This is a genomic window from Kushneria marisflavi (genome assembly GCF_002157205.1).
GTDB lineage: Bacteria > Pseudomonadota > Gammaproteobacteria > Pseudomonadales > Halomonadaceae > Kushneria > Kushneria marisflavi.
Window position 1 is genome coordinate 2,346,040 of record NZ_CP021358.1, and the last position, 24,078, is coordinate 2,370,117.

Sequence of the window (24,078 nt, forward strand, 5' to 3'; positions counted from 1 at the left end):
ATCAGGAGAACCGGTTGAGCCGGCTTGCACGCACTGCCTGGGTGAGCGAAGCGCTCGCCATCCGTTTGACGAGTCATCGCGATCAGGGGCTGGGTCAACAGCTTTATGTCGCCCTGCGCGGCTGGATCGAATCCGGAGAGTTGGCCGCGGGCGAGGCGCTGCCGTCGTCCCGGCAACTGGCACGTGAACTTTCCATTGCCCGCAATACGGCGCTTTCGGCGCTGGATCGACTGGCCGCGGAAGGGTTTGTCGTGTCCCGACCGGGAGCGGGGCTGTTCGTGGCGCGGCTGGCGCTGGCCGAGGCGATTCATCAGGCACCGATTGCCCCACAAAAGAGGCAGCTCTCCAGACGCGGTGATGACCTGCTGGCGGACTGTGCCCTGTCGGGCGGACATCATCGCGCCTTTGCCCCCGGCATCCCGGCGCTGGATCTATTTCCGCGCGAGCAGTGGCAGCGCCTGCTGCGCCGTCATCAGCAGCGTGCCCCCGAGTCGTGGCTGGCCTACCAGAGTGGCGGCGGCGTTAAAGCGTTGAAGACGGCACTGTATGACTATCTCCGGCTGTCGCGCTCGGTGCGCTGTACGCCTGAACAGATTCTGATCACCCAGGGCGCACAGCAGGGATTCGAACTGATCGCGCGGATGCTGACCGATCCCGGTGACGGCGCCTGGATCGAAGAGCCCGGCTATGTTGGCGCACAGGTGGCCCTGAAAGCGGCAGGGTTATCGCTGGTGCCGGTGCCTGTCGATGCCGAGGGCATCGATATCGAGCGCGCCCCGCAGGGGGCGCCGCCGAAGCTGATCTACGTGACGCCGTCGCATCAGTACCCCAGGGGTGTAACGCTGAGCCTGTCGCGGCGCTTGGCGCTGCTGGAAACGGCGCGTGCGCAGGGCAGCTGGATCATCGAGGATGATTACGACAGCGAGTTTCGCTACAGCTCGCCACCGCTGGCCTCGCTTCAGGGGCTGATGGATCAGGCGCCGGTCATCTATGTGGGAACGTTCAGCAAGGTACTCTATCCGGGGCTGCGGCTCGGCTATCTGGTGCTGCCCGAAGCGCTGGTCGAACCCTTCCAGCGGGCCAATGCCCGGATCAACCGGGAGGGGCAGTATGCGGTGCAGGCCGCACTCGCCGAATTTATCGAGCAGGGTCATTTTTCCCGACATGTGGCGCGCATGCGTCGGGCCTATCGCTCCAGACAGGCAGCGCTGCGCCGGGCGCTGGCACCGGCCGTTGATAAGGGGCTGACGCTCTCGGATGGGCACGCCGGTATGCATCTGCTGGCCGGGCTCGAGAGTGTGGCCTGCGAGCAGACACTGGTGGCGGCCGGTCGCGCCCAGGGCATCCAGCTCTCGCCGCTGTCACGCTATTTTACAGGGCCACCTGCGCAGGCCGGGCTGGTCCTGGGCTATGCTGGAAGTCATGAGCAGGACATTGCCCGAGCCGGTGACTGGCTGGCGCGGGCATGGCGACGTGCTTGATGGCAACGCTTTATCGCGACGTCTTTTATCGTCAGGAGGGAGCATCATGGCCGGCGGCTGGACACGAGATGGCGCAGTACAGGATCAAATCGACGATACCGTGGAAGAGGGGGTCGCACGGGCGCGCAGTCATCTGCAACACAAGGGCGAGAGCCTGACGCACTGCGAAGCGTGCGAGGCGCCCATTCCCGAGCGCCGGCGTGAGCTGGTGCCGGGCGTTCGGCTATGCGTGAACTGCCAGGCCGAGGAGGACCGCCACACGAGTCGGACCTCGGGCTTCAATCGTCGCGGCAGCAAGGACAGCCAGCTGCGCTGATCCAAGGTGCTTTCAAAAAGCCGGGCCTGGCGGGCCCGGTTTTTTTTCACATTTCACGCTATTTGCTTATTTCGAGCATAAGTCAGGCGCGCTATGCTGACGGCCCTCTATTAATCCCGGGAGCAAGGCGAAAATGACCACGGTGCGCTGGATCGGAGTGGTATGGCTATTGGTAATTCCAGCCATTGTGTTGCCCTTTACGCTGCTTTCAAGGGTGCAGGCCTGGTATGGCAGCTTTCTGCTCTGGTGCGTACTGGGGCTAATGGTCATCGTGCTTAATGCGCTGGCCACGCGCCATTTCAATGACGCCGCACAGGCCGATGACCAGGGTGCCGGGCATGAGTGAGTTGCTGATCTGGAGTGCCGTGGCGCTTTATCTGGTGGTGTCACTGGTGGTGGCCTGGCGTTCGCGGCAGGGGCAGGGCACTGGCATGGCCGATTACTTTCTGGGCAACCGTCAGATGGGCGGGATGGTCTCGGCGTTGAGCTACAGTGCCACCACCTACAGTGCCTTCATGATGGTCGGGCTGGCTGGACTGACCTACGCCGGCGGTGTGGGCGCGCTGGGGTTCGAGATTTTGTATTTTGCCGGCGTATCGCTGGTGGCGATCTTCGGACCGCGCTTCTGGGCGGTGGGCCGCCACTTCGGTTTTGTGACGCCCGGGGAAATGCTTGGCCATCGCTATGAAAGCCGCGGCGTGGCGGTGGCGGTGACGCTGACCAGCTGTCTGTTTCTGATTCCGTATGCCTCGGTGCAGCTGGCAGGCGTCGGCTATCTGCTCTCCGGCATGAGCGGCGGGGCGGTGTCGTTTACCACCGGCGTGGTGGTGGCCACGCTGCTGGCGATTCTTTTCTCGCGGATTGCCGGTATGCGCTCGGTGGCCTGGACCGATTCGCTCCAGGCGCTGTTCATGATTGTGGCCTCAACGCTGGTCGCGCTGCTGGTGGTTCATGAGCTGGGCGGGTTTGGTGTCCTCTTCGATCGGCTGGCCCGTGAGCATCCGCAGTCGCTGGTGGTGCCGGGCAACGGTGTGTTCAGCCTGATCAACTTTCTGGGGCTGACCCTGCCGTGGTTCTTTTTCAGCCTGTCCAACCCTCAGGTCAGCCAGCGGCTGTTCATGCCGAAGGATCTCTCCGCCATGCGGCGTATGCTGCTGGGCTTTCTGGTGTTCGGCTTTATCTACACGCTGGTGTCGGTGCTGTGGGGGTTTTCGGCGCTGGTCGCCTTTCCCTCGCTTGAAAGCGCCGATCTGGCCACGCCGACGCTTCTGGCCTCCAGCCATGTGCCGCCCGTGCTGGGGGTGATCGTGATGGTGGGCATCCTGGCCGCGGCGGTATCGACCATTGATTCGATCATGCTGACGCTGGCATCGATGATTGCACGCGATCTGCGCTCATCTTCAAAAGGCAGCGAACAGGCTCAGCTCAAACTGGGTAAATGGGTGATGCCCGTGATTGCGCTGATCGCGCTGGGCTTTGCCGAGCTGCGCCTTGATCTGATCGCGGTGCTGTCGGTGGCCTCCTCCAGCGGGCTGGTGGTGGCCGTGCCGGCCATCGTGGGGGCCTTTTTCTGGCGCCGTGGAACGGCGACCGGCGCGCTGGTGAGCATTGTCGGTGCCGGGGCGCTGGTGCTGGCAAGCTTTGTCACCGGCATCAAGCCGCTGGGACTGCCGGCGGGGCTCTGGGGGCTGCCGATGGCCACGATCCTGTATCTTGGGGCCAGTCTGGTGACCCGGCCGCCTCGTGACGGCGCACGGTTCATGCAGATTGCCAACCGTCAGCACAGCAGATCCCGGTAATGACAACGCCGCCCAATGGGCGGCGTTTTTTATCAGGTGCGGGGTTGTCCGATACGGGCCATCAGGCGACCAGACGCGTGCGGATCAGGCGCGTGACTAGCCAGGCGCGCAGCTGGGAGAGTTCATCGGCGCAGAACTCGTTGCCCATGGCGTGGGCGTGGTAGTCGACGCTGTAACCCATGCGAGTAAAGGCATCCGCGCGCTGACGTGCCGAGGCTTCGCCCCCCACCGGGTCCTGGCGACCGTGGTGCATGGTGATCAGCAGGTGACGGTTGGCGTCATGGGTATTGGAAGGCATCGTGCCCAGCGCCGTGGAAAGCATCATCAGCCCGCCCAGACCCTTGCGATAGCCCAGCGCGGTCTGCGCGGCGATATCGGCCCCCTGACCAAACCCGCCCAGAATAATGCGGCTGGCATCAATGCCCTCGGCCAGGGCGCTTTCGATGCGCATCTCGACCTGACGCACGGCATCCACCATCTGCTGCTGGGCATGACCGCCGGCGTTCTCCCCCGGTGCGGCGTCATACCAGGCACTGGCGCGAGCCCCCTGACGGCATTCGAGCTGACGCATCGGGGCGCCGGGCAGCACGAAGCGCACATTGCTGCCGGCCGGCAGGGCGAGCGCATGAAACAGCGGTTCGAAGTCATAGCCGCTGCCACCCTGACCGTGCAGGAAGATAACGCAGGCATCCGCCGGGCGGCCGTTGGCGGGTTCGATGATCGAGGACTGGGCAAAGGACATGTCGACACCTTGAAAGACGATGAAAGCGATGTCCCAAGGATGACGTTGGTGCGGGCTCATATCCGTGCCGTAAAAGGCGATCAGCCCGGGCAGCGCCCTGTTTAATCACGCTGGCATGGCGAGCATGGTTTTTCTGGTGACGGGCATGAGCAGGCATCCCTGAATTCCTGTTTCTTTTGGCTGATACCCCTGATCAGCCCGTGATGAAAAATCCGATGATTTCAGTCGCTTGATCATTTGCCGACCAAAAATGACCGTCACGCGGATGCCGCCGCGAACCTGTCAGCTACCTTCGGGGCCTTCGACTTATTGTGTCAAAAGAGGCCATCATCAATATGAATCAGCCTATTCAACAAATCTTCTGGTGCGGTGTGGGTTGAGTCACCAGAGTGAACGTTTCCCCCTTTCGACCTCGAGGGCAGAACATGAACAAGCTGTACGGTAGTGCCAATGTGGCTCTGGCCGACATCATTACCGATGACATGACACTGGCCGTCGGCGGCTTCGGGCTGTGTGGCATTCCCGAAGCGCTGATCATGGCGCTGCGGGAGACTGGCTGTCGCGGTCTGACCATTGCAAGCAACAACGCCGGTGTGGATGACTTCGGGCTGGGGCTTTTGCTGGCCACACGACAGGTCCGGAAAATGATCTCTTCCTATGTCGGTGAAAACCGTGAGTTCGAACGTCAGTATCTCTCCGGCGAGCTGGAGCTTGAGTTCTGCCCGCAGGGTACCCTTGCCGAGCGTCTTCGGGCCGGAGGCGCCGGCATTGCAGCCTTTTACACCCGCACGGGCTATGGCACGAAGGTGGCCGAAGGCAAGGAGGTCCGCGAATTTGAAGGCCAGCACTACATCATGGAGCGGGGGCTTGCGGTGGACGTTGCCCTGATCAAGGCACAGACCGCAGATCGCGCCGGCAATCTGCGCTTTGCCAAAACGGCCCGCAATTTCAATCCTCTGGCCGCGATGGCCGGGCGGGTCTGTGTGGCGGAAGTCGAGGAGATCGTCGAGACCGGCGAGATCGACCCGGACGATGTGCATCTTCCGGGCATTTTTGTCGACCGTATCGTGGTCAACCAAACACCGGAAAAGCGCATCGAAAAACGTACCCTGAGAGAGGCAAGCTGACATGGCCTGGACCCGCGAACAGATGGCGGCACGCGCCGCCGGTGAGCTGCAGGATGGCTTCTACGTCAATCTTGGTATCGGTCAGCCGACGCTGGTGGCCAACTATATTCCGTCGGGCATGGATGTGTGGCTGCAATCCGAAAACGGCATGCTGGGCATCGGCCCGTTTCCCACCGAAGACACCGTGGACCCGGATCTGATCAATGCCGGCAAGCAAACGGTAACCTCGCTGCCCGGCGGCAGTTTTTTCGATAACGCCGAATCCTTTGCCATGATTCGAGGTGGGCATATCAACCTCGCCATCCTGGGGGCCATGCAGGTCTCGCAAAAGGGTGATCTGGCCAACTGGATGATCCCGGGGAAAATGGTCAAGGGCATGGGCGGCGCGATGGATCTGGTGGCCGGCGTGCAGCGCGTGGTGGTACTGATGGGACACACGGCCAAAGGCGAACACAAGATTCTGCCTGAATGCACCCTGCCACTGACCGGGGTCGGTGTGGTCAATCGCATCATCAGCGACATGGGGGTGATGGATGTGACCGACGAGGGGCTGGCGCTGGTCGAGCTGGCACCCGACGTGACGCTGGACGAGATTCGCGAGGCCACCGGCTGTGAATTGATCGATCAACGGGAGAAACACCATGCGTGAGGTCGTGATCACAGGAGCCGGACGCACCGCCATTGGGGCCTTCCAGGGTGGGCTGTCTACCGTGCCTGCTGCCGAGCTGGGCGCTACAGTCATTCGTGGCGTACTGGGAAACGTTGATCCGGCCTCGGTGGATGAGGTCATCATGGGGCACGTACTGCGTGCCGGTGCCGGACAGAATACGGCCCGTCAGGCCGCCATTCATGCCGGTCTGCCCGAAACGGTGCCGGCCATGACCATTGATCGGGTCTGTGGCTCCGGACTCAGCGCCGTGACGATGGCGGCACGGGCCATTCGCTGCGGTGATGCCGATATCGTGGTGGCCGGTGGCATGGAGAACATGAGCCTGGCGCCGTATGTGCTGCCCAAAGCCCGTACGGGATTGCGCATGGGGCATGCCGAGCTGTTGGACAGCCTGCTGCATGATGGTCTGTGGGATGCCTTCAATGATTATCACATGGGCATTACCGCGGAGAATCTGGCCGAGCGTTATGGCATTACCCGTCAGGCGCAGGATGATCTGGCCGTCGAATCCCAGCGTCGTGCCTGCGCCGCGCGGGAGACCGGCCGCTTCGAGGCTGAAATCATTCCGGTCGAAGTGTCGGGCCGGCGTGGTGAGACCACGACCCTTGATCGGGATGAACAGCCGCGCGAGAGCGTGACGGCCGAGTCACTGTCGCGTCTGAAGCCGGCATTTGCCCGTGACGGGACGGTCACGGCCGGCAATGCTTCCACGCTCAACGATGGCGCCGCTGCCGTGCTGGTCATGTCACGCGAGCGCGCCGACGCGCTGGGGCTCCCCGTCATGGCCGTCATCAGAGGCTACGGTGAGGCGGCCGTCGATCCGGCCTTCATGGGGATTGGGCCGGTACCGGCCACGCAGCGCTGTCTTGAACGCGCCCGGTGGTCTGTCAGCGATCTTGAACTGATTGAGGCCAATGAGGCCTTTGCCGCTCAGGCACTGGCCGTACAACAGCAAATGGGCTGGTCGCTGGATCGGGTCAATGTCAACGGCGGTGCCATCGCGCTGGGACACCCCATCGGCGCGTCCGGGGCGAGAATTCTGGTCAGTCTGATCCACGAAATGGGGCGCCGGGAGGTTCGTCGTGGACTGGCCACACTCTGTGTGGGCGGTGGTCAGGGAGTGGCCATGGCCGTAGAGCGGCCCTGACGGCTCCAGCGAATGAAAGAGTGAATGAGAACAGGGGCGGCATGGTACAGACCATGCCGCCTCTTCTTTTTTTGCCTCCTTTTGATGTCTGCCGGCTCAGGCGGCGACGGCACCGATCAGCATGGCAAACAGCAGCAGGATGACGCTCAGTCCCCATGCCCACAGAAAGGAAAAACGGATATGGGCACGCAGGTCGACACCGGCAAGGCCAATCGCCAGGTACACACTGGGCACCACCGGGCTGACGCTGAAGCCGGTATTTTCCCCGATCAACATGGCGCGGGCGATCGCTTCTACCGACACGCCACCGGCCTGGGCCACATCCCGCACGATCGGCATCAGGGCGAAATAGTAGGCGTCCGGTGAAAAGATCATCTGCAACGGGACGCCCAGCACGCCCACGATAATGTGCAGGGAGCTCACCGCACCGCCGGGCAACAGATCCAGAAGCCGATGCGCCATGCCATCGGACATGCCGGTGCCGGCCAGAATGCCCAGCAGTACGCCGGCAGCCAGCATCACCAGTGCCATGGACAACGCATCGCTGGCATGACGGGCGACGGCGTCCGCCTGATCCTTCAGGGATGGGAAGTTGAGTACCAGGGCAATGGCAAGACCGATCATGAAGGTCAGATAGAGCGGAAACAGTCCGGTAAACAGTGCCGCCAGTACCAGCAGGGTCAGGGCCAGATTGCCCCAGTAGCGCCAGTGGCTGGTGGGTAGCCCCCCTTCACGGGCAGCCATTTGAGTCACGAAGGTCTCATCCACGGTGATGCCCTGATGATGAAGCTGTTGCAGCGCCCGCCGTCCGAACATGAAGGCCAGCCCCAGCATCAATACCAGTCCAAACAGCTGCACCGGCAGTAGCGGCATCCAGAGCTCGGTGGCATCAATGCCCGAAACGGCCGCGGCACGGGCGGTGGGGCCGCCCCAGGGCATCATGTTCATGACGCCGGCACTCAGCCCCACCAGACACACCAGCACCAGTGGACTGATGTTCAGACGCTGATAGAGCGGCAACAGGGCCGGAATGGTCAGCAGAAAGGTGGCGGCGCCAATGCCGTCAAGGTGTGCCACGGCGGCAATCAGGACGGTCGCCATGGTGACCCTCACCGGCTGGCCGCGTGTGCCGCGCAGCAATACGGTCACCAGCGGGTCGAACAGTCCGCGTTCGCGCATGATGCCGAAATAGAGAATGGCAAAAATGAACAGCGTGGCGGTCGGCGTTACCGACGTGAGTCCGGATTTGACGAACTCGCCGATCTGCGTTGCTGAAAACCCTGCCATCAGGCTGATGATAATCGGGATGGTGGCAAAGGCCACGATGGGACTGAGACGTCTGGCCAGAATCAGGGCGATGATGGACCCCATCATCACGAAGCCGAGCAGGGTTACCATGGCATTCTACCTCCGGGACATCGATGGCTTTTATTGTTGATGCGACGTGGCAGCGGGGGCGGGCAGGTACAGCCCCAGCAGGTGATAGCTCAGTGTCTTGCCGTGACGATCCAGGCCGGCACTCTGGTTGACGCCGCCTTCGAGCACGTTTTCCAGCACGATGTTGAGACCACCGAGCATCGGCAGCGCATGACAGTGCACGGCAGAGGAGCGTCGGGCATGAAAGTGATCCGCGACACGTTCAGGGGTGAGCATGGCGACGAGCCAGTCGTAGTGGCCTGGCTCAAAGACAAACACCGCAATATTGAGATGATTGCCCTTGTCACCGGCCCGGGCATGAGCGTAATCCGCCAGTAGCACCGAGGAGGACAGGGCGTTGGCTGCGCAGGACATGGCGAGGCTCCTTAATACCAGGCAAGGAAGGTGGAAACGGCGTGACGGTCGATCATGAAGTCCTCGGTGCGCAGTGATTCGACCAGATGGGTGCGAATACCGCCGCCACCGGCCGGACCGTTGGTATAGAGGGATTCGAAGTCGTCAAGCAGTGCCTGAATGGCCCCGCGGTCGCGATCCACTACTCCCAGGCGAAGGCGGACGTCCTCAACGCCATCCCCGGTGTCCAGGCGCTGACTGATCACCTCTCCTCCAGCGTCGCCGAGCACGCTGCAAACGCCGACAATATCCAGTCGCGGTGCCAGATTCGGGGTCAGTTCGGCGGCGCGGGTCATCACGATCTCCCGTGCCAGTTGCGCTCGAGCCAGGGCGCGAGGGCCGGCATAGGAGATTCCGGCTTCGCCGAACCACAGACCTGTTAGCCCCAGGTTGCCCTTGAGAGTGGCCGGGGGCGGGTAACCATGAATGTCGCGGACTTCTACCCGGTTGTTGCCGTGATCGATGACCTGTGCCCGGCTGACGTCCATTACGCCATCCGGCGTCAGATAGGCGGCCGGATCATGAATTTCATACAGCAGCTGTTCCTTGACGGTGCGAGCGCTGACCATGCCGCCGGTGCTGGCAGTTTTGGTGACGATCAGTTGACCCTCTGTCCCCAGCTCGATGATCGGGCAGCCCGGATGTGCCGGGTCAGGGACGGGGTTGGTGATCGGGTCGGCAAAATAGCCTCCGGTGATCTGTGTGCAGCACTCCAGCAGATGACCGGTTGCCAGCGCGATGGCCGTCAATTCGGGGTCCTCGGCTGACCATCCCAGCCCGTGTCGAATGGCACCGACGGCCATCGAGGGGTCGGCCACACGACCGCAAAGAACAATGTCGGCACCTTCTTCCAGCGCCTGCTGGATCTGCTCGGCACCGATATAGACGTTGCAGGACACCACTTCATCGAGCACCACATTCTCTGGCAGCCAGTCCGGGGTGGGCAGGGCGCCCAGCTGCTCGACAAGATCATCGCCGAGCACGCAGGCAATGCGGGCATTGTGAAAGCCCTGGTCGTCCAGCCAGCCTCTCAGGCGATGGGCGGCCGCGACCGGATGGGCCGCCCCGCCGTTGGTGATGACGGGAATACCGCTTGCCAGACAGGTGGGAAGAATCGGTTCAAGGAAGTCAAATAGTCTAAGCGCGTAGCCTGAGGTCTCATCGTCATGGCGCCTTTGCTGACACTGGGCCAGCGTGCGTTCGGCAAGCAGTTCAAGCGCCAGATAGCGAGGACCACGGCGGGTGGCCAGGTCCCGGGCCAGCGCCAGCGCCGCCTGTGGCCGATCACCGGCAAAGCCGGCGCCATAACCGATATGCAGTGTCGTTTGATCCGAATGGTCGTCCGTCATGGGCCTCATATCCATTCATCAGGAGGCCTTTGACCATGGTGTAGTGCCGCTGCCATGACCAGCTGCTTTATTTTATGAGCCTATCGGCAATGGTTATGGAGCGGCTCATGTTCGCACGGCGGCAGTTGCAGGCCTTTGTCAGCGTGGCGGAGCTGGGCAGCTTCACTCGCGCTGCTGAATACGTTCACCTTTCCCAGCCGGCCCTGTCATCTTCCATCAGAAAGCTCGAGACACTGCTGGGCATTGCCCTGTTTACGCGGGATACGCGAAGCGTGACGCTGACGTCGGGTGGCCGACATTTTCTGGGTCACGCTCAACGGATTCTGGCCGACATGGATCAGGCGCTGGAGGATGCCCGGGACATGGCGCATCTGCGTCAGGGGCGCCTGCGCCTTGCGGTGCTGCCGTCGGTGGCGTCCTCCCTGTTGCCCGGGGTGATGGCACGCTTTTGTGAGCGCCATCCCCAGGTGGACATTAGCGTGCGGGATGGTCTGGCAGGAGACATACAGACATGGGTATGTGATGCGAGTGTGGATATTGGCCTGACGTCTCGACCCGAGGCGGACAGCGCGCTGGATTTTCAGCCGCTCTGGCAGGACGAGCTCATCGCCGTTGTCCCGGCAGGCCAAGGCGCTGGCCGGGACTGGCAGACCTGCTCGCAGGCACTGCCCTACATCGCCCTGACCGCCCACACCAGCATTCGTCCACTGGCAGACAGGGCGCTCAAGCAGGCAGGCCTGTCACTGGTGCCGGGCTGGGAGCTGGCTCAGATGAGCAGCGCCATTGCCATGGTGAGAGAAGGGCTTGGCTATACCCTGCTGCCGGCGTCGTGCATCGAAGTGTTCAATCTGGGCAGTGAGGTCACCACGTACCGGGTCGAGGGCGTGTCACGCGAGCTAGGCTGTTTGTGGCGTCGTCCGGTTCAGCCAGGACCTGTTATAGAAGCCTTTATGACCCTGCTGCAGGAAAGCATCGATCGCGTGCCGGGCGCGCGCCCGGCGGCCGTACGTCTGGAAAGCCTCAAGTAACTCTATTGCCGGATTAGCCCTGTTCCCCGAGTCGTTCGATCAGCCACTGTCGAATGGCCGGTACCTGATCGGCGCTGATCGTGTGTGCCATCGGCCAGGTACGATATTCAACGTCGTAGCCCATGTCGGTCAGGCGTTCGGCGGCACGTTGGCCGAGCGTCTCGTCCACGACCGGGTCCTGGGTGCCGTGATGAATCTCGATCGGTGTGCCGCGATTGGCGTCATCCGTTTTGATGCTGTCGGCCGTGGCGAAGTAGGTCGACATCGCCAGCACGCCGGCCAGCGGCTCGGGGTAGGTCAGGGCCGCTTCATAGGCGACGGCGCCGCCCTGAGAGAAACCGGCCAGCACGATGCGCCGGCTGTCGATGCCGCTGGCGATCTGCTCATCGATCAATTGATGAATGCGTTGTGCCGAGGCCTTGAGCTGGGCTTCATCAATCTCGCGATTGAGCGCCATGCTGGTGATGTCATACCAGGCCGGCATGGTCATGCCGTTGTTGATGGTGACCGGCAGCATGGGGGCGCTGGGCGAGACAAAGCGCACCGCCAGGTCGTCCGGCAGTGACAGCGCCGGAATGAGCGGGTCGAAATCGTGGGCACTGGCCCCAAGACCATGCAGGATAATAACCACGGCAGTGGCCGGCGTGTGTTCGGGTTCGATGACGACGGGGGGCTGTTCGGTCATGGCATGTCCTGAGATGGTCTAGTGAAGATCACCGGATGGTGCGCGAGTGCGGTGGCGCTGTCCATGGGTACTGGTGGCATCAAACGGGATCGGCCAGGCTTGAAGGGCTGTCACTGATCAATCAACAGGATACTGCCATGAAATCTCAAACCCTCTGGACCCTCGTCGGCACCGCTACGGCGGCGGCGACCGGAATCGCCATGCGTCAGGCCATGAAAAAGACCTTCCGCCATGGCGTTTTTGAGCCGCCCATCAATCCCGATCGCGACGACGTCGAGTGGCGCCAGGCACTCCTTTGGGGGGCGGCCAGCGGCATGGCAGTGGGTGCTGCCCGCATCGTGGGCTGGAAAGTAGCCTCGGCCGGCATGCGTCGTACCCGCCGATCACGACGTGGGCAGCGGCTACTGGCGCGACTCGAAGACTAGAATCACCGGGCGTTGATTGGCAGCATCAGACGATCGCGGGGTGCTGCGTGATTGCGCTGGCGTAGACCACGTGTGATGATACTTTATAACATCCAAGGTGCCGGGCAGTTGCTTGCCCGGCACCGTATCGTCATGGAATCACATCGTGTCTCGTCAACTCTCTCATCACTCTTCTACCAGGGATGATTCGCCAAACGCTTCGCGCGTGCGCGATGACAATGTCATAAGCCGCTGCCGACGCTCGGTACTGGCCTCATCGGTGGGCTGGCGGTTGTTGCTGGCGGCGGTCGGATTGGTCGGACTCTGGGCCATGGTGCACTGGGCGGTGGCCGTCCCATGAGCTGCGATGACCTCAAGGGTGCGCCCATTCATCTTGATAATCTGACGATTACCTATCAGCGCCATCCGGCCGTCCACCATGTGGCCGGCAGTTTCGAGGCCGGGAGTCTGACCGCCATTATCGGCCCCAATGGGGCCGGCAAGTCGACCCTGATCAAGGCGCTGACCGGCACCATGGCGGCATCCGAAGGCCGCATCGACCGCGCCGGCATGTCGGCCAGCCGCTATGGCTACCTGCCCCAGGCCGCCGAGGTCGACCGCAGTTTCCCCCTGAGTGTGTTTGATACCGTCGCCATGGGTGACTGGCATCGTCTGGGCATTTTTGGCGGCATGAAGCGTCGCGATGTGGCCCGGGCGCTCGATGCCCTGGACAAGGTCGGCCTGGCCGGCTTTGAACAGCGGCGTATCAGTGAGCTCTCCTCCGGCCAGTTTCAGCGCGTGCTCTTCGCCCGTCTGCTGCTGCAGGACGCGCCGGTCATCCTGCTGGACGAGCCCTTCAACGCCATTGATGAGCGCACCACCCGCGATTTGCTGGCCCTGATCCGCCACTGGCACGAGCACGGTCGCACCGTGATTGCCGTGCTGCATGACATGTCTCAGGTACGTCAGTGCTTCCCTCAGACGCTGTTGATGGCCCGTGAGGCCATTGCCTGGGGACCTACCGAGGAGGTGCTGCAACCGCACAACCTGCGTCGGGCCAACATGATGGAAGAGTCGTGGATCGAGGATGCCCATACCTGTGAACTGCATGAGGAGCAGGCATGAGCCTTGTGACCATGGCCTATGACGCCACGCTGGCCCCCTTTGTCGAATTTGGTTTCATGCGCCGGGCGCTGGTGGCCTGCATGGCGCTGGGGCTGGGCTCCGGCCCGGTTGGTGTGCTGCTGATGCTGCGTCGCATGAGTCTGGTGGGGGACGCGATGAGCCACGCCGTGCTGCCGGGTGCTGCGGTCGGCTTTCTTGTCGCCGGGCTGTCGCTGCCGGCGATGGGGCTGGGCGGTCTGATTGTGGGACTGGCGGTGGCGCTGCTGTCGGGGCTGGTCAGCCGCACGACGGCGGTGCGCGAGGACGCCAGCTTCGCCAGCTTCTATCTCACCTCACTGGCCGCGGGCGTATTGATCGTGTCGCTCAAGGGCTCCAGCGTGGATCTGTTGCATGTGCTCTTTGGCACCATTCTGGCCATCGATCAGAACGCGCTGTATCTGATTGCCGGCATCTCGTCGTTAACGCTGGTGTTGCTGGCCCTGATCTATCGTCCGCTGGTCATGGAGTGCTTTGATCCCGGGTTCCTGCGGGCCGTCGGCGGGCGAGGCCACCTCTATCACGTGCTCTTTTTGCTGCTGGTGGTGCTCAACCTGGTGGCGGGGTTTCAGTCGCTTGGCACACTCATGGCGGTGGGGCTGATGATGCTGCCGGCCGTGGCCGCGCGTTTCTGGGCGGTAAGCCTGCCGGGCATGATGTTCAGTGCCATGCTGGTGGCCTTTCTGGCCGGCATTATCGGGCTCAACATCTCCTTTCATACCGGCGTGGCGTCGGGGCCGACCATCGTGCTCTCGGCCAGCGGGATTTATCTGCTGTCGTTTCTGTTCGGGCGGCTGGGCATCGTGCGCCAGCGCCTGTCTCGACCGCATCTGGCCGGTTAGGCCGGGTCGGCGTTTTCCACTTCTCAACGGGGAGCATGCATGAAGATCAGAGTCTGGTGGGCCGGGGCCGCAATGCTGGCACTGTCACCGTTGTCGGCCGCCGTGGCTCAGGCGGCGGATATCAAGGCCGTGGCGACCTTTACCGTGCTGGCCGATGTGGTCAGTGAAGTGGGCGGTGACCGGGTCGAGGTGTCGAGTCTGATCGGCCCCAACGGCGATCCGCATGCCTATGAGCCGGCGCCCAATGACGTGCGCCGGGTGCGGGACGCCGATGTGGTGTTCATGAGCGGGCTGGGTCTGGAAGGCTGGATGGATCGCCTGATTGCGACTTCCGGTTTCAAGGGAAAGCCCGTGGTGGTCTCGGAGCACATCCATACCCGTGAGATGGAGGAAGAAGGCCACGAGCACGGCCATGACGAAGATCATGACGACGAAGGTCACGACCACGGCCATGACGCGGATGATCACGGTCACGATGATCATGAGGATGACGCCGGCGGCCATCACCACCATCATGACGGCCCCGACCCGCACGTCTGGAACAGCCCGGCCAACGTCGAGGTATGGGTCGACAATATCGTCGCGGCGCTGTCGAAGGCAGACCCGGCCGGCGCAGAGGAGTATCGCGCCAATGGGGACGCCTACAAGCAGGAACTCGAATCGCTGGATGAGTACGCTAAAACGCAGATCGAGGCCATCCCCGGGGATCGGCGCAATATCCTGACCTCGCATGACGCCTTTGGCTATTTCGGCGACCGCTACGGCGTGACCTTTCTGGCCCCGCTGGGCATGACCACCGACAGCGAGGCCTCAGCGAAGGATGTGGCAGGGCTCATTACCCAGATGAAGGAGGAGCACATCAAGAGCTACTTCTTTGAAAACTCCAACGACCCGCGGCTGGTCGAGCAGATCGCCAACGCCGCCGGCGCCCAGCCCGGCGGTGAGCTCTACGTCGAGTCGCTGTCAAAGGCCGACGGCCCGGCCGCCACCTATGCTGACATGTTCCGCTTCAACGTCGATCAGATGGTCAGCGCCATGAAGCAAAACGACTGATGTAACACGCCGCTGACGGTTTTGCCAGGGCCCGGCCTCTTCAATGAGCGCCGGGCTCTTGCGTCAGGGATGTTCTACCCTTTTTTTTCCGGACGGATCATTTCATCAATGCGCGGCATCTGCCGCTGGAGTCACCATGTTTCCGACCTTTACGCTTCGCTATTCGAAGCTTCCCGCCCATTTTTTTGAGCCCTTCACGCCGGTGGTCGTCGAAAAGCCTGCATTGATCGCCTTCAATCAAACGCTTGCCGAAACGCTGGGCTTTGATCTGGCCGCCTTCGATGAGCGTCAGGCGGCCGACTGGTTTTCCGGCAACGAATTGCCCCCCGGGGCCGAGCCTGTCGCCCAGGCCTATGCCGGGCATCAGTTTGGCGGCTTCTCGCCGCGACTGGGCGATGGCCGTGCAGTACTGCTCGGTGAGGTGACCGACCGCGACGGGCATCTGCGCGACATTCAGCTCAAGGGGGCCGGACGCACCCCGTTTTCGCGCGGTGGCGATGGCCGGGCGCCGCTCGGACCGGTGCTGCGCGAATACCTGGTCAGCGAGGCGATGCATGCCATGGGGATTCCCGCCACCCGTGCGCTGGCGGCCGTATCCACCGGTGAGCAGGTCATGCGGCGCATGCCGGAGCCTGGAGCGGTGCTCACACGCGTGGCCTCAAGCCATATTCGGGTAGGGACCTTTCAGTACTTTGGCTCGCGTCATGATGCCGAGGCCGTCAAGACGCTGGCCGATCACGTAATCGAGCGCCACTACCCGGCGCTTGCTGAGACCGGCGAGCAGAATCGCTATCTGGCACTCCTGAAGGCCATCCAGCAGCGTCAGGCCGAGCTGGTGGCGCGCTGGATGGGGGTGGGCTTCATTCATGGCGTGATGAACACCGACAACATCTCGATTGCCGGCGAGACCATCGATTTCGGCCCCTGCGCCTTCATGGAGCGCTTTGACCCGAAAACCGTGTTCAGCTCGATTGATACCAACGGTCGGTACGCTTACGTCAACCAGCCGATGATTCTGCAGTGGAACATGGCACGTCTGGCTGAGGCGATGCTGCCGCTGTTTGACAGTGACGAGCAGCAGGCCATCGAGCGCGCCACCGAAGTGGTGCAGGGCTTCTCCGAGCAGTACCTGGAGGCCTGGCTTGGGGTGATGCGACAAAAGCTGGGGCTGATGCAGGAAGAAGACGGTGATCAGGAACTGATCGAGGCGCTGCAGGAGGCCATGCGCGCCGGACGCGCTGACTTCACTCTGACGTTTCGTCAGCTCGGCGAGTGTGCCCTTGGCGAGGCGGGTGACGACGCCCTGCTGGCGCTATTCGAGCAGGACGCCGACATCCGCGCGTGGCTGCCCCGGTGGCGCGAGCGCCTGGCCCGTGAGACGGCTGGAAGTGACGAGATTGCCCAGCGCATGCAGGCCGTCAATCCGCTCTATATTCCGCGTAACCATCGCGTCGAGCAGGCGCTGAACGCGGCCGCAGAAGGTGACTTTGCGCCTTTTGAGACGCTGCGCGAGATTCTCGCTCACCCGTTTGAAGCGCAGCCCGGGCGTGAGGCCTGGACACTGCCGGCCTCACCCGATGAAGGCGTGTTTCGCACCTTCTGCGGTACCTGATGTTGGAAAGACGCGCTAGTCGAGCACGACCTCGCATCGGGTGGCGCAGCTCTCATGAGCGGCGTCGATCACGCGCATGACCTCGCGCGCCTGCTCGGGCGTCACGGCGAGTTCGGCCTCACCCTGCAGGTGCGCGACGATATTGTCGTAGTAGGCGCGATAGTCACCCCGGGCGTTATCGATGGACTCGCTCTCGCCGGTGTCGCCCTGGTAGAGCACGCCACGCTGCGGGTCCTCGCCCCAGCCGGGCTGGCCCGGGGTGCCGCCGTCGCGCAGGGTCTGTTCCTGGGTGTCGATGCCGTGCTTGATCCAGGAGGCACGGGTGCCGTCAATGGCGTAGCGCAGCCCATCATGGGCACTCAGGGCATGGCTTGAGAGCACGACCCGGTGATGGTCATAGCGCAGCAGCACGTGGAAATAGTCCACGGCGCCGCCGTTTGGCCTGAGCGTGGCCAGATCGGCGTAGACGCCTCGCGGCGTGCCAAACAGCGTCACGGCCTGATCGGCCAGATGCGACCCCAGATCATACCAGGCACCGCTGCCGGGGCCGGGGCGCTCGCGCCAGCGGTCGCGCACCTCGGGGCGAAAGCGGTCAAAGTGCAGGTGGCAGCGGGTCACTTCTCCCAGACGACCGGCCTCCAGCAGTCCCTTGAGGGTCAGAAAGTCGGCGTCCCAGCGTCGGTTCTGGAAGACGCTGAAAACCCTGTCATGATGGCGGGCACAGGCGGTGATGTGTTCCAGTTCCTCGCCATCCAGCGACACGGGCTTGTCGATGACCACATGCTTGCCGGCCTGAAGTGCGGCCATGGCAAGCGAGGTATGTGTATCGTTGGGAGAGGCGATCACGATCAGATCCACGTCCGGGTCGCGGAAGGCTTGATCGGGGCTCGCGTAGACGTCGATGTCCGGCAGTTCACGGTGAACGTCGTCCGGACGGCTGGAGACCACGCCTTTAAGCGTCATGCCATCGGTGTGGCGAATCAGGGGCGCATGAAAGACGCGCCCGACCAGCCCAAAGCCGATAATCACGGTTCTGATGGGGGAGTGCATGGACTGTCTCCGTTGACTGTGAGAGCTTGCGCCGCGCCGGCCGCGGCCCGGGATGTTACTTCTGACAATCTGATCAAATGATGGAGCGCGCATGACCGATACAACTGCCGGGGCCCCGGCAAGTCAACGCCGAATGACCCGGTCCCACTGGACGGACTGGGGCAAGTGGCTCGCGCTGATCTCCATGACCGTGGATCACGTGGTGCGCTACGCGCTGTCCAACGAGCTGTCCTGGCAGTTCAGCTGGGCGAGCTCCACCATCGGGCGGGTGGCGTTTCCGCTGTTTGCCGCCATGGTGGCCTGGCATGGGCTCTTTGATACCCGTAACCCCATGCGCTATGCGCGGCGCATCCTGATCATCGGTCTGATCGCCCAGTTACCCTATATGCTGATGCCGCGTTACTCCAGCGTGCTGGTGATCAACGTCTGCTTCACGCTCGCCTTCGGGCTGGTCTGGGGCGCCTGGCTGCGCCAGTTGCTGATGTCTCCACCCCGGGAGGCCCGCGCCCGGCTGCTCAGTGCCGCCGCCGTGGCGCTGTCCATTATCGTCTGGTACACGGTGGGGCCACTGCTGGAGTACGGGCGTTTCGGTATCCTGATGGTACCGGGATTCATGCTGGCCATGGCGGTCTATCAGCACTTTGACCATGGCGTGGCCCGCATCTGGGCATGGCTGGCCGGCGTGCCGATTCTTCTGATCACGGCGCAGCTCAACTTTTACACCATCAGCAAGAGCGTGGCCTTTTCGACCACGCTGGTGGTGCTGGTGATCGCGGCGGGGCTGGCACGCTGGATTCCGGGCGTGGTGCGCATGCCGCGCTGGCTGTGGCTGGGCTGGTATCCCGGACATCTGGCCGTGATTGCCCTGATCGTCTATCTCCCCTATCTACTGCCCACCTGACCATCTGCCGAGAGTGAGTGACCCATGTTTTTTGATACCACACTATCGACCGCCGGCCTGCGCCGTGCCCTGTCCGGGCTGTTGCCGGTACTGATGCTTGCCGGGGTGCTGATGAGCGGCCCCGCGGCAGCCGAAAGCCAGGTACCCATCGTCTTTCCCGAGCACGTTCAGCAGGGCAGCATGGTGATCGGTCGGGTGCCGCCCGGCAGCCGGGTGGTTCATGCCGGCCGCACGCTGGGCGTGACCGACTACGGCACGGTCGTGTTCGGGATTGGCCGTGATGCCACGGGCAACAGCGAGGTCAGCGTCACGCCGCCCGGCGAGCCGTCGCGCACGGTGGATATCCGGGTGACGCCGCGGGATTTCCCGGTTGAGCGCATCAACGGCGTACCGCCAAAAACCGTGTCGCCGCCGCCCAAAATTGCCGAGCGCATTCGCCGCGAGCAGGCCGGCGTCAGCCAGGCGCGCACGCGTGACGAGCGCATCACCGATTTCACCGAGGACTTTATCTGGCCGGTGAAGGGACGCATCAGCGGACGTTTCGGCAATCAGCGCGTCTACAACGGTACGCCGGGCTCGGCACATTCGGGCATGGATATTGCGGCCGCCACCGGCACTCCGGTCAAGGCGCCGGCCGGCGGGATCGTGACCTTTGCCAACCCGGATCTGTGTCTGACTGGCGGCACGGTGCTGATCGATCACGGTTACGGCATCAGCTCCAACTTCCTGCATCTGTCAAAGCTGGATGTGAAGGTAGGTGATCGTGTGGCACAGGGCGATGTGATTGGCGAGGTCGGCGCGACCGGCCGCGCGACCGGCCCGCATCTACACTGGGGCATGAACTGGTTCGATACCCGTATCGATCCGCTACTGGTGCTTGAGCGTCAGTAGCGGTCCTTCCGCCCGGGGGAAGCTCCGGGCGGTATAGCCTCCGGTGTGACTATCACTGTCATAAGATATTTCAACGGCCATGTGGCTCAAGTCAGCTCGATGCAAGGCGATAACTTCTGTCCATATAAATCGCGCATTAATTAATCGTGCGCTAATACAGGCAGGTGTTCACATGGCGATGGCGTCAGGCGTTTCAACCTTCTCGAACATGCGCGTTCGCACCCGCATGATGCTCGGCTTCTCTACGGTGCTTTTCCTGATTGTTCTGCTGACGGCCATCGGTGTCTGGCGCGTCGGTGAGATTGACCGTGGGCTGACTCATATCAATGACGTGAATAGCGTCAAGCAGCGTCATGCCATCGACTATCGTGGCAGCGTTCATGACCGGGCCATTGCGCTGAGAGATGCCACGCTGGTGAGCGACAGCGAATTGCCTCAGGTTACGGCGCTGATCGACAAGCTGACGGCGGATTACCAGACCGCTGCGGCCAGCATGGCTGCCATGGCGGCAGATGCCCAACAGTTTACCGCCGAAGACCAGCGACTTCTGACCAGCATCAACGCGGTACACGATCGCACCATGCCGTTGATTGATCGTGTGCTCCAGGCGCGCCGCAACGGTGACATCGAGGGCGCTCGCTCATTGCTGCTGTCTCAGGCACGCCCGGCCTTCGTGGACTGGCTGGCCTCGATCAATGCCTTCATCGATCATCAGGAAGCCATGAATCATGCCGAGGCCGTCGTGGTACGCGGTATCAGTGGTGGCTTCAAAACCACCATGATTACCCTGTGTGCACTGGCGGTGCTGCTGGGCATTGCGATTGCCACATTGATCACGCGGCAATTGCTGAAAACGCTGGGGGCCGAACCCGATGATGTCCGGGCGCTGGCCGAGGCGCTTGGTCGTGGTGAGCTGGATGCGGCTCGCAAGGTTTATCAGGAGAAGGATCGCAGCATCATGGCTGCGCTGAGCCGCACGGCGGACCGGCTGCAGGAGACCGTGGCCGATGTCCGTCGCTCGGCGCATGAAGTGGCTCATGCCAGCGATCACATCGAGCAGGGCAACAGTCAGCTTTCCTCGCGCACCGAGCAGCAGGCCAGTGCGCTGGAGCAGACGGCGGCCGCCATGGAGGAGCTCAGCGCCACGGTGCGCCAGAATGCCGATAACGCCCGCGATGCCGAGCAGCTGGCCACAAGCGCCGCCGGGGTGGCCGAGCGAGGCGGCGAAGTGTTTGGCAGTGTGGTGGTCACCATGAAGGGCATCAACGACGGCGCCCGACGTATCTCGGAAATCATCAGCGTCATCGACAACATCGCCTTTCAGACCAATATTCTGGCGCTCAATGCCTCGGTCGAGGCCGCCCGTGCCGGTGAGCAGGGTCGTGGTTTTGCCGTCGTGGCCGGCGAGGTGAGAAATCTGGCCAGCCGCAGTGCCGAGGCCGCGCGCGAAATCAATGCGCTGATCTCGGAAAGCGTGACCCGTACCGAAGAGGGAACGGCACTGGTGGATCAGGCCGGGCAGACCATTGGGGAAGTCGTGACTTCCATCAAGCGCGTACACCACCTCATGGGCGATATCAGCCGGGCCAGTGCCGAACAGAGCACCGGTGTCAGCCAGGTGGGTGAGGCGATCGGCCAGCTTGATCAGACCACGCAACACAACGCGCTCATGGTGGAACAAAGTGGTGACGCCTCCCGAAGGCTGCATCAGCAGTCACGGGCGCTGGTCGAGGCCGTCTCGTTCTTTCGCCTGTCCGATTCGATGACGATCAGCCCGGTGGTGGCCGAGTCGCCGAGGGCGCACGGAGCCTCGACGCGGCCGTCAACGGCCTCCAGAAGTGCTCGAAACACTGAAACTCCGGCAAGAAAACTCTCCCGGCCGGACGCCTCGCGCGCCTCGTCCAGAGATACGGCGGTCGAGGAGTGGGAAAGCTTCTAAGGGGTTTGGAGGCGCAAGGGGTCCAGGGTGGACCGTCAGTCTGCGGCGTGATCGCTCAAGGACTGACGGTACTGGCGGATCAGACGCTTGATCAAAAGCGAGATCAGAAAGACCAGCCAGCCGACCGTCATCAGAAGGCAGGCCAGTGTCCACTGCTGGGCGTCGGGCAGGTTGCCGACCAGGCGCTCCAGCAGCCACCACAGTGGCGGGGCCAGCAGCATCGGTGGGTAGAGGATATGCATCCACATTTCGGTGCGCCGCTTTCTGACCCGGTAGCGGGCCAGTGTGAGCTTCAGCGGCTGCCACATGAGTGTGGTCAGTGCACAGACCAGCACCACAAGGGTCGCCAGCAAAAAGACCAGGCTCTGATGATGGACCAGCGACCACTGAATGCTCCAGGCATAGCCTACCCACAGGGCGCCTTCGAGCAGGGCGGCGGAATCGGGCCAGCTACCGGCATAAAAGAGTCGTTTGTTCATGGAGAGCCTGTTTTGCACTTTGTCGCAGTGTAGCGCCGAGAGGGTGCCACGGAAACATGCTTGCAAAAAGGTGTTACAAAAGTGGCCCTGTTCCTTGCCGGAACAGGGCCACTTTTCTGTCCTTCAACGTCTGTCCTTCAACGGCCGCCATCCGGCGCCGTGAGGTCAGACGTTATTTGGCCGCATCACGCAGGGCGCTGACGGCCGGCAGGGTCTTGCCTTCAACGTACTCGAGAAACGCACCGCCACCGGTGGAGATATAGGAGATATCGTCGGTGACGCTGTACTTGTCGATGGCCGCGAGCGTGTCACCGCCACCGGCAATCGAGAAGCCGTCGCTGTCGGCGATGGCGTGTGCCATGGCCTTCGTGCCAGCGCTGAACTGATCGATCTCGAACACGCCCACCGGGCCGTTCCACAGGATGGTACCGGCTTCACGCAGGGATTCGGCATAGGTCTGTGCGGTCTGGGGGCCGACATCAAGGATCATCTCGTCATCGCGGACGTCATCGACGTTGCGGATGACGGCTTCGGCCTTGTCGGAAAACTCGGTGGCCACGACCACATCGATGGGCAGGGGCACGTTGACCCTGTCCATGAGCGCTTTGGCCTGATCGACCAGGTCGGCTTCATAAAGTGACTTGCCAACGTTGTAACCCGCGGCGGCAATGAAGGTGTTGGCGATACCGCCGCCCACGATCAGCTGGTCGCACTTCTCGGACAGGGCGTTGAGGACTTCGAGCTTGGAGGAGACCTTGGAGCCGCCCACGATGGCGACCATCGGACGCTTCGGGCTGGAAAGGGCCTTCTCGAGCGCGTCCAGCTCCGAGGAGAGCAGCGGGCCGGCGCAGGCATCCGGCGCAAAGCGGGCCACACCGTGAGTAGAGGCCTGGGCGCGGTGCGCGGTGCCGAAGGCGTCCATCACGTAGATGTCGCAAAGGCTGGCGTATTTTTTCGCCAGGGCCTCGTCATCCTTTTTCTCGCCCTTGTTGAAGCGCACATTTTCCAGCAGCACGACTTCCCCTTCCTGCACTTCGGGGTCCTGCTCCAGATAGTCACGCTCCAGACGAACCGTCATGCCCAGCAGTTCTCCCAAGTGGTTGGCCACCGGTGCCAGTGATTCCTCATCATTGGGCTCTCCTTCGGTGGGGCGCCCCAGGTGACTCATCAGCATGATACGAGCGTTTTGTTCAAGGGCCGTGCGAATGGTGGGCAGGCTGGCACGAATGCGGGCATCCGAAGTGACCTTTCCATCCTTGATCGGCACGTTAAGGTCCTGACGGATCAGGACGCGCTGGCCGGCGAGGTTCAGCTCGGACATCTTGCGCACAGTCATGTCGCTACTCCCGTAGTAATGATAAGTGGTCGGCATTGAGCGGTGGTGGCTCTGCAGTGTTGCCAGGGCCGATTTGAACAGCTTTCAGCATAGCAGGGACACGGAAAGCGAAGACAGCAGCGCCGGGCGCCATTATTGACTGCCAGGACGTCCTCATGCGCATGAGACTTTCGTCTATAGGGCGATGGCAGCGCGCATCGCGGTCAAGTGGTCCATGGCCTTGTCGGCTCACAATG

25 protein-coding genes are annotated in these 24,078 nt (G+C 62.6%); 17 read left to right on the forward strand and 8 right to left on the reverse strand.

The window, feature by feature from the left end:
• Nucleotides 1-14: 14 nt before the first annotated feature.
• From pdxR to B9H00_RS10655, 4 genes are all read left to right on the forward strand, one after another.
• On the forward strand, nt 15-1,481 hold the full coding sequence (gene pdxR / locus B9H00_RS10640; RefSeq protein ID WP_086900642.1) for a MocR-like pyridoxine biosynthesis transcription factor PdxR: 1,467 nt from the start codon (nt 15-17) through the stop codon (nt 1,479-1,481).
• 46 nt (nt 1,482-1,527) lie between these two features.
• Nucleotides 1,528-1,797 carry a DksA/TraR family C4-type zinc finger protein gene (locus B9H00_RS10645; protein WP_086900643.1) on the forward strand — a complete coding sequence of 90 codons (270 nt, stop codon included), beginning with the start codon at nt 1,528-1,530 and terminating at the stop codon, nt 1,795-1,797.
• Between the two features lie 133 nt (nt 1,798-1,930).
• Entirely contained in the window at nt 1,931-2,143 is a 213-nt protein-coding gene (locus B9H00_RS10650) for a hypothetical protein (RefSeq protein WP_086900644.1), read from the forward strand.
• Complete coding sequence (locus B9H00_RS10655; protein ID WP_086900645.1) at nt 2,136-3,596, forward strand: sodium:solute symporter family protein; 1,461 nt, start codon at nt 2,136-2,138, stop codon at nt 3,594-3,596. Before B9H00_RS10650 ends, B9H00_RS10655 begins: the two co-directional genes overlap by 8 nt.
• 61 nt (nt 3,597-3,657) lie before the next feature.
• Here B9H00_RS10655 and B9H00_RS10660 read toward each other — a convergent pair whose 3' ends face one another.
• Nucleotides 3,658-4,338 (reverse strand): alpha/beta hydrolase, encoded by a 681-nt coding sequence (locus B9H00_RS10660; RefSeq protein WP_157663214.1) that lies wholly within the window; start codon nt 4,336-4,338, stop codon nt 3,658-3,660.
• 425 nt (nt 4,339-4,763) lie between these two features.
• Between B9H00_RS10660 and B9H00_RS10665 the strand changes: the two genes are divergently transcribed.
• Genes B9H00_RS10665 through B9H00_RS10675 form a run of 3 tightly spaced genes read left to right on the forward strand, consistent with a single transcriptional unit; the run spans nt 4,764 to nt 7,282 of the window.
• Nucleotides 4,764-5,465: a CoA transferase subunit A gene (locus B9H00_RS10665; RefSeq protein ID WP_086900647.1), complete on the forward strand. Its 702-nt coding sequence runs from the start codon at nt 4,764-4,766 to the stop codon at nt 5,463-5,465.
• A 1-nt stretch (nt 5,466) separates the two neighbouring features.
• The gene (locus tag B9H00_RS10670) at nt 5,467-6,114 is read left to right on the forward strand and encodes a CoA transferase subunit B (RefSeq protein WP_086900648.1); all 648 of its coding nucleotides are present in this window, start codon (nt 5,467-5,469) and stop codon (nt 6,112-6,114) included.
• Nucleotides 6,107-7,282: an acetyl-CoA C-acetyltransferase gene (locus B9H00_RS10675; protein WP_086900649.1), complete on the forward strand. Its 1,176-nt coding sequence runs from the start codon at nt 6,107-6,109 to the stop codon at nt 7,280-7,282. Before B9H00_RS10670 ends, B9H00_RS10675 begins: the two co-directional genes overlap by 8 nt.
• A gap of 96 nt (nt 7,283-7,378) precedes the next feature.
• Here B9H00_RS10675 and B9H00_RS10680 read toward each other — a convergent pair whose 3' ends face one another.
• The 3 genes from B9H00_RS10680 to B9H00_RS10690 are packed head-to-tail and all read right to left on the reverse strand — an operon-like array spanning nt 7,379 to nt 10,461.
• Nucleotides 7,379-8,680, reverse strand: coding sequence for a CitMHS family transporter (locus tag B9H00_RS10680; protein ID WP_086900650.1), 1,302 nt, complete (start codon nt 8,678-8,680; stop codon nt 7,379-7,381).
• 30 nt (nt 8,681-8,710) lie between these two features.
• The gene (locus B9H00_RS10685) at nt 8,711-9,073 is read right to left on the reverse strand and encodes an AtuA-related protein (RefSeq protein WP_086900651.1); all 363 of its coding nucleotides are present in this window, start codon (nt 9,071-9,073) and stop codon (nt 8,711-8,713) included.
• 11 nt (nt 9,074-9,084) lie between these two features.
• Complete coding sequence (locus tag B9H00_RS10690) at nt 9,085-10,461, reverse strand: acyclic terpene utilization AtuA family protein (RefSeq protein ID WP_086900652.1); 1,377 nt, start codon at nt 10,459-10,461, stop codon at nt 9,085-9,087.
• A 107-nt stretch (nt 10,462-10,568) separates the two neighbouring features.
• Here B9H00_RS10690 and B9H00_RS10695 point away from each other — a divergent pair, with 107 nt between their 5' ends.
• Nucleotides 10,569-11,489 (forward strand): LysR family transcriptional regulator, encoded by a 921-nt coding sequence (locus B9H00_RS10695; RefSeq protein ID WP_211329631.1) that lies wholly within the window; start codon nt 10,569-10,571, stop codon nt 11,487-11,489.
• Between the two features lie 13 nt (nt 11,490-11,502).
• On the opposite strand, the gene B9H00_RS10700 is transcribed toward B9H00_RS10695, so the two are convergent.
• Complete coding sequence (locus B9H00_RS10700) at nt 11,503-12,174, reverse strand: alpha/beta hydrolase (RefSeq protein WP_086900654.1); 672 nt, start codon at nt 12,172-12,174, stop codon at nt 11,503-11,505.
• 137 nt (nt 12,175-12,311) lie between these two features.
• On the opposite strand from B9H00_RS10700, the gene B9H00_RS10705 reads away from it, so the two are divergent.
• From B9H00_RS10705 to B9H00_RS10725, 6 genes are all read left to right on the forward strand, one after another.
• Complete coding sequence (locus B9H00_RS10705; protein WP_120211736.1) at nt 12,312-12,599, forward strand: DUF4235 domain-containing protein; 288 nt, start codon at nt 12,312-12,314, stop codon at nt 12,597-12,599.
• A gap of 145 nt (nt 12,600-12,744) precedes the next feature.
• Entirely contained in the window at nt 12,745-12,939 is a 195-nt protein-coding gene (locus B9H00_RS16790) for a hypothetical protein (protein ID WP_147376575.1), read from the forward strand.
• On the forward strand, nt 12,936-13,703 hold the full coding sequence (locus tag B9H00_RS10710) for a metal ABC transporter ATP-binding protein (RefSeq protein ID WP_086900656.1): 768 nt from the start codon (nt 12,936-12,938) through the stop codon (nt 13,701-13,703). The genes B9H00_RS16790 and B9H00_RS10710 overlap by 4 nt, the downstream gene beginning before the upstream one ends.
• Complete coding sequence (locus B9H00_RS10715; RefSeq protein ID WP_236944256.1) at nt 13,700-14,581, forward strand: metal ABC transporter permease; 882 nt, start codon at nt 13,700-13,702, stop codon at nt 14,579-14,581. The genes B9H00_RS10710 and B9H00_RS10715 overlap by 4 nt, the downstream gene beginning before the upstream one ends.
• A gap of 39 nt (nt 14,582-14,620) precedes the next feature.
• Nucleotides 14,621-15,634 carry a metal ABC transporter solute-binding protein, Zn/Mn family gene (locus B9H00_RS10720; RefSeq protein WP_086900657.1) on the forward strand — a complete coding sequence of 338 codons (1,014 nt, stop codon included), beginning with the start codon at nt 14,621-14,623 and terminating at the stop codon, nt 15,632-15,634.
• A gap of 136 nt (nt 15,635-15,770) precedes the next feature.
• A complete protein-coding gene (locus tag B9H00_RS10725; protein WP_086900658.1) occupies nt 15,771-17,246 on the forward strand; it encodes a protein adenylyltransferase SelO in 1,476 nt (491 codons plus the stop codon).
• A 15-nt stretch (nt 17,247-17,261) separates the two neighbouring features.
• Here the strand turns inward: B9H00_RS10725 and B9H00_RS10730 are convergent, their stop codons facing one another.
• Entirely contained in the window at nt 17,262-18,296 is a 1,035-nt protein-coding gene (locus B9H00_RS10730; RefSeq protein WP_086900659.1) for an oxidoreductase, read from the reverse strand.
• 91 nt (nt 18,297-18,387) lie between these two features.
• Between B9H00_RS10730 and B9H00_RS10735 the strand changes: the two genes are divergently transcribed.
• The 3 genes from B9H00_RS10735 (at nt 18,388) to B9H00_RS10745 (ending at nt 22,027) form a co-directional block, all read left to right on the forward strand.
• A complete protein-coding gene (locus B9H00_RS10735) occupies nt 18,388-19,197 on the forward strand; it encodes a TraX family protein (RefSeq protein WP_086900660.1) in 810 nt (269 codons plus the stop codon).
• 24 nt (nt 19,198-19,221) lie between these two features.
• The gene (locus B9H00_RS10740) at nt 19,222-20,088 is read left to right on the forward strand and encodes a M23 family metallopeptidase (protein ID WP_086900661.1); all 867 of its coding nucleotides are present in this window, start codon (nt 19,222-19,224) and stop codon (nt 20,086-20,088) included.
• Between the two features lie 172 nt (nt 20,089-20,260).
• Nucleotides 20,261-22,027 (forward strand): methyl-accepting chemotaxis protein, encoded by a 1,767-nt coding sequence (locus B9H00_RS10745; protein ID WP_086900662.1) that lies wholly within the window; start codon nt 20,261-20,263, stop codon nt 22,025-22,027.
• A 35-nt stretch (nt 22,028-22,062) separates the two neighbouring features.
• Here the strand turns inward: B9H00_RS10745 and B9H00_RS10750 are convergent, their stop codons facing one another.
• On the reverse strand, nt 22,063-22,506 hold the full coding sequence (locus B9H00_RS10750; RefSeq protein ID WP_086900663.1) for a hypothetical protein: 444 nt from the start codon (nt 22,504-22,506) through the stop codon (nt 22,063-22,065).
• Nucleotides 22,507-22,678: 172 nt separating this feature from the next.
• Complete coding sequence (locus B9H00_RS10755) at nt 22,679-23,842, reverse strand: phosphoglycerate kinase (RefSeq protein ID WP_086900664.1); 1,164 nt, start codon at nt 23,840-23,842, stop codon at nt 22,679-22,681.
• Nucleotides 23,843-24,078: the final 236 nt, after the last annotated feature.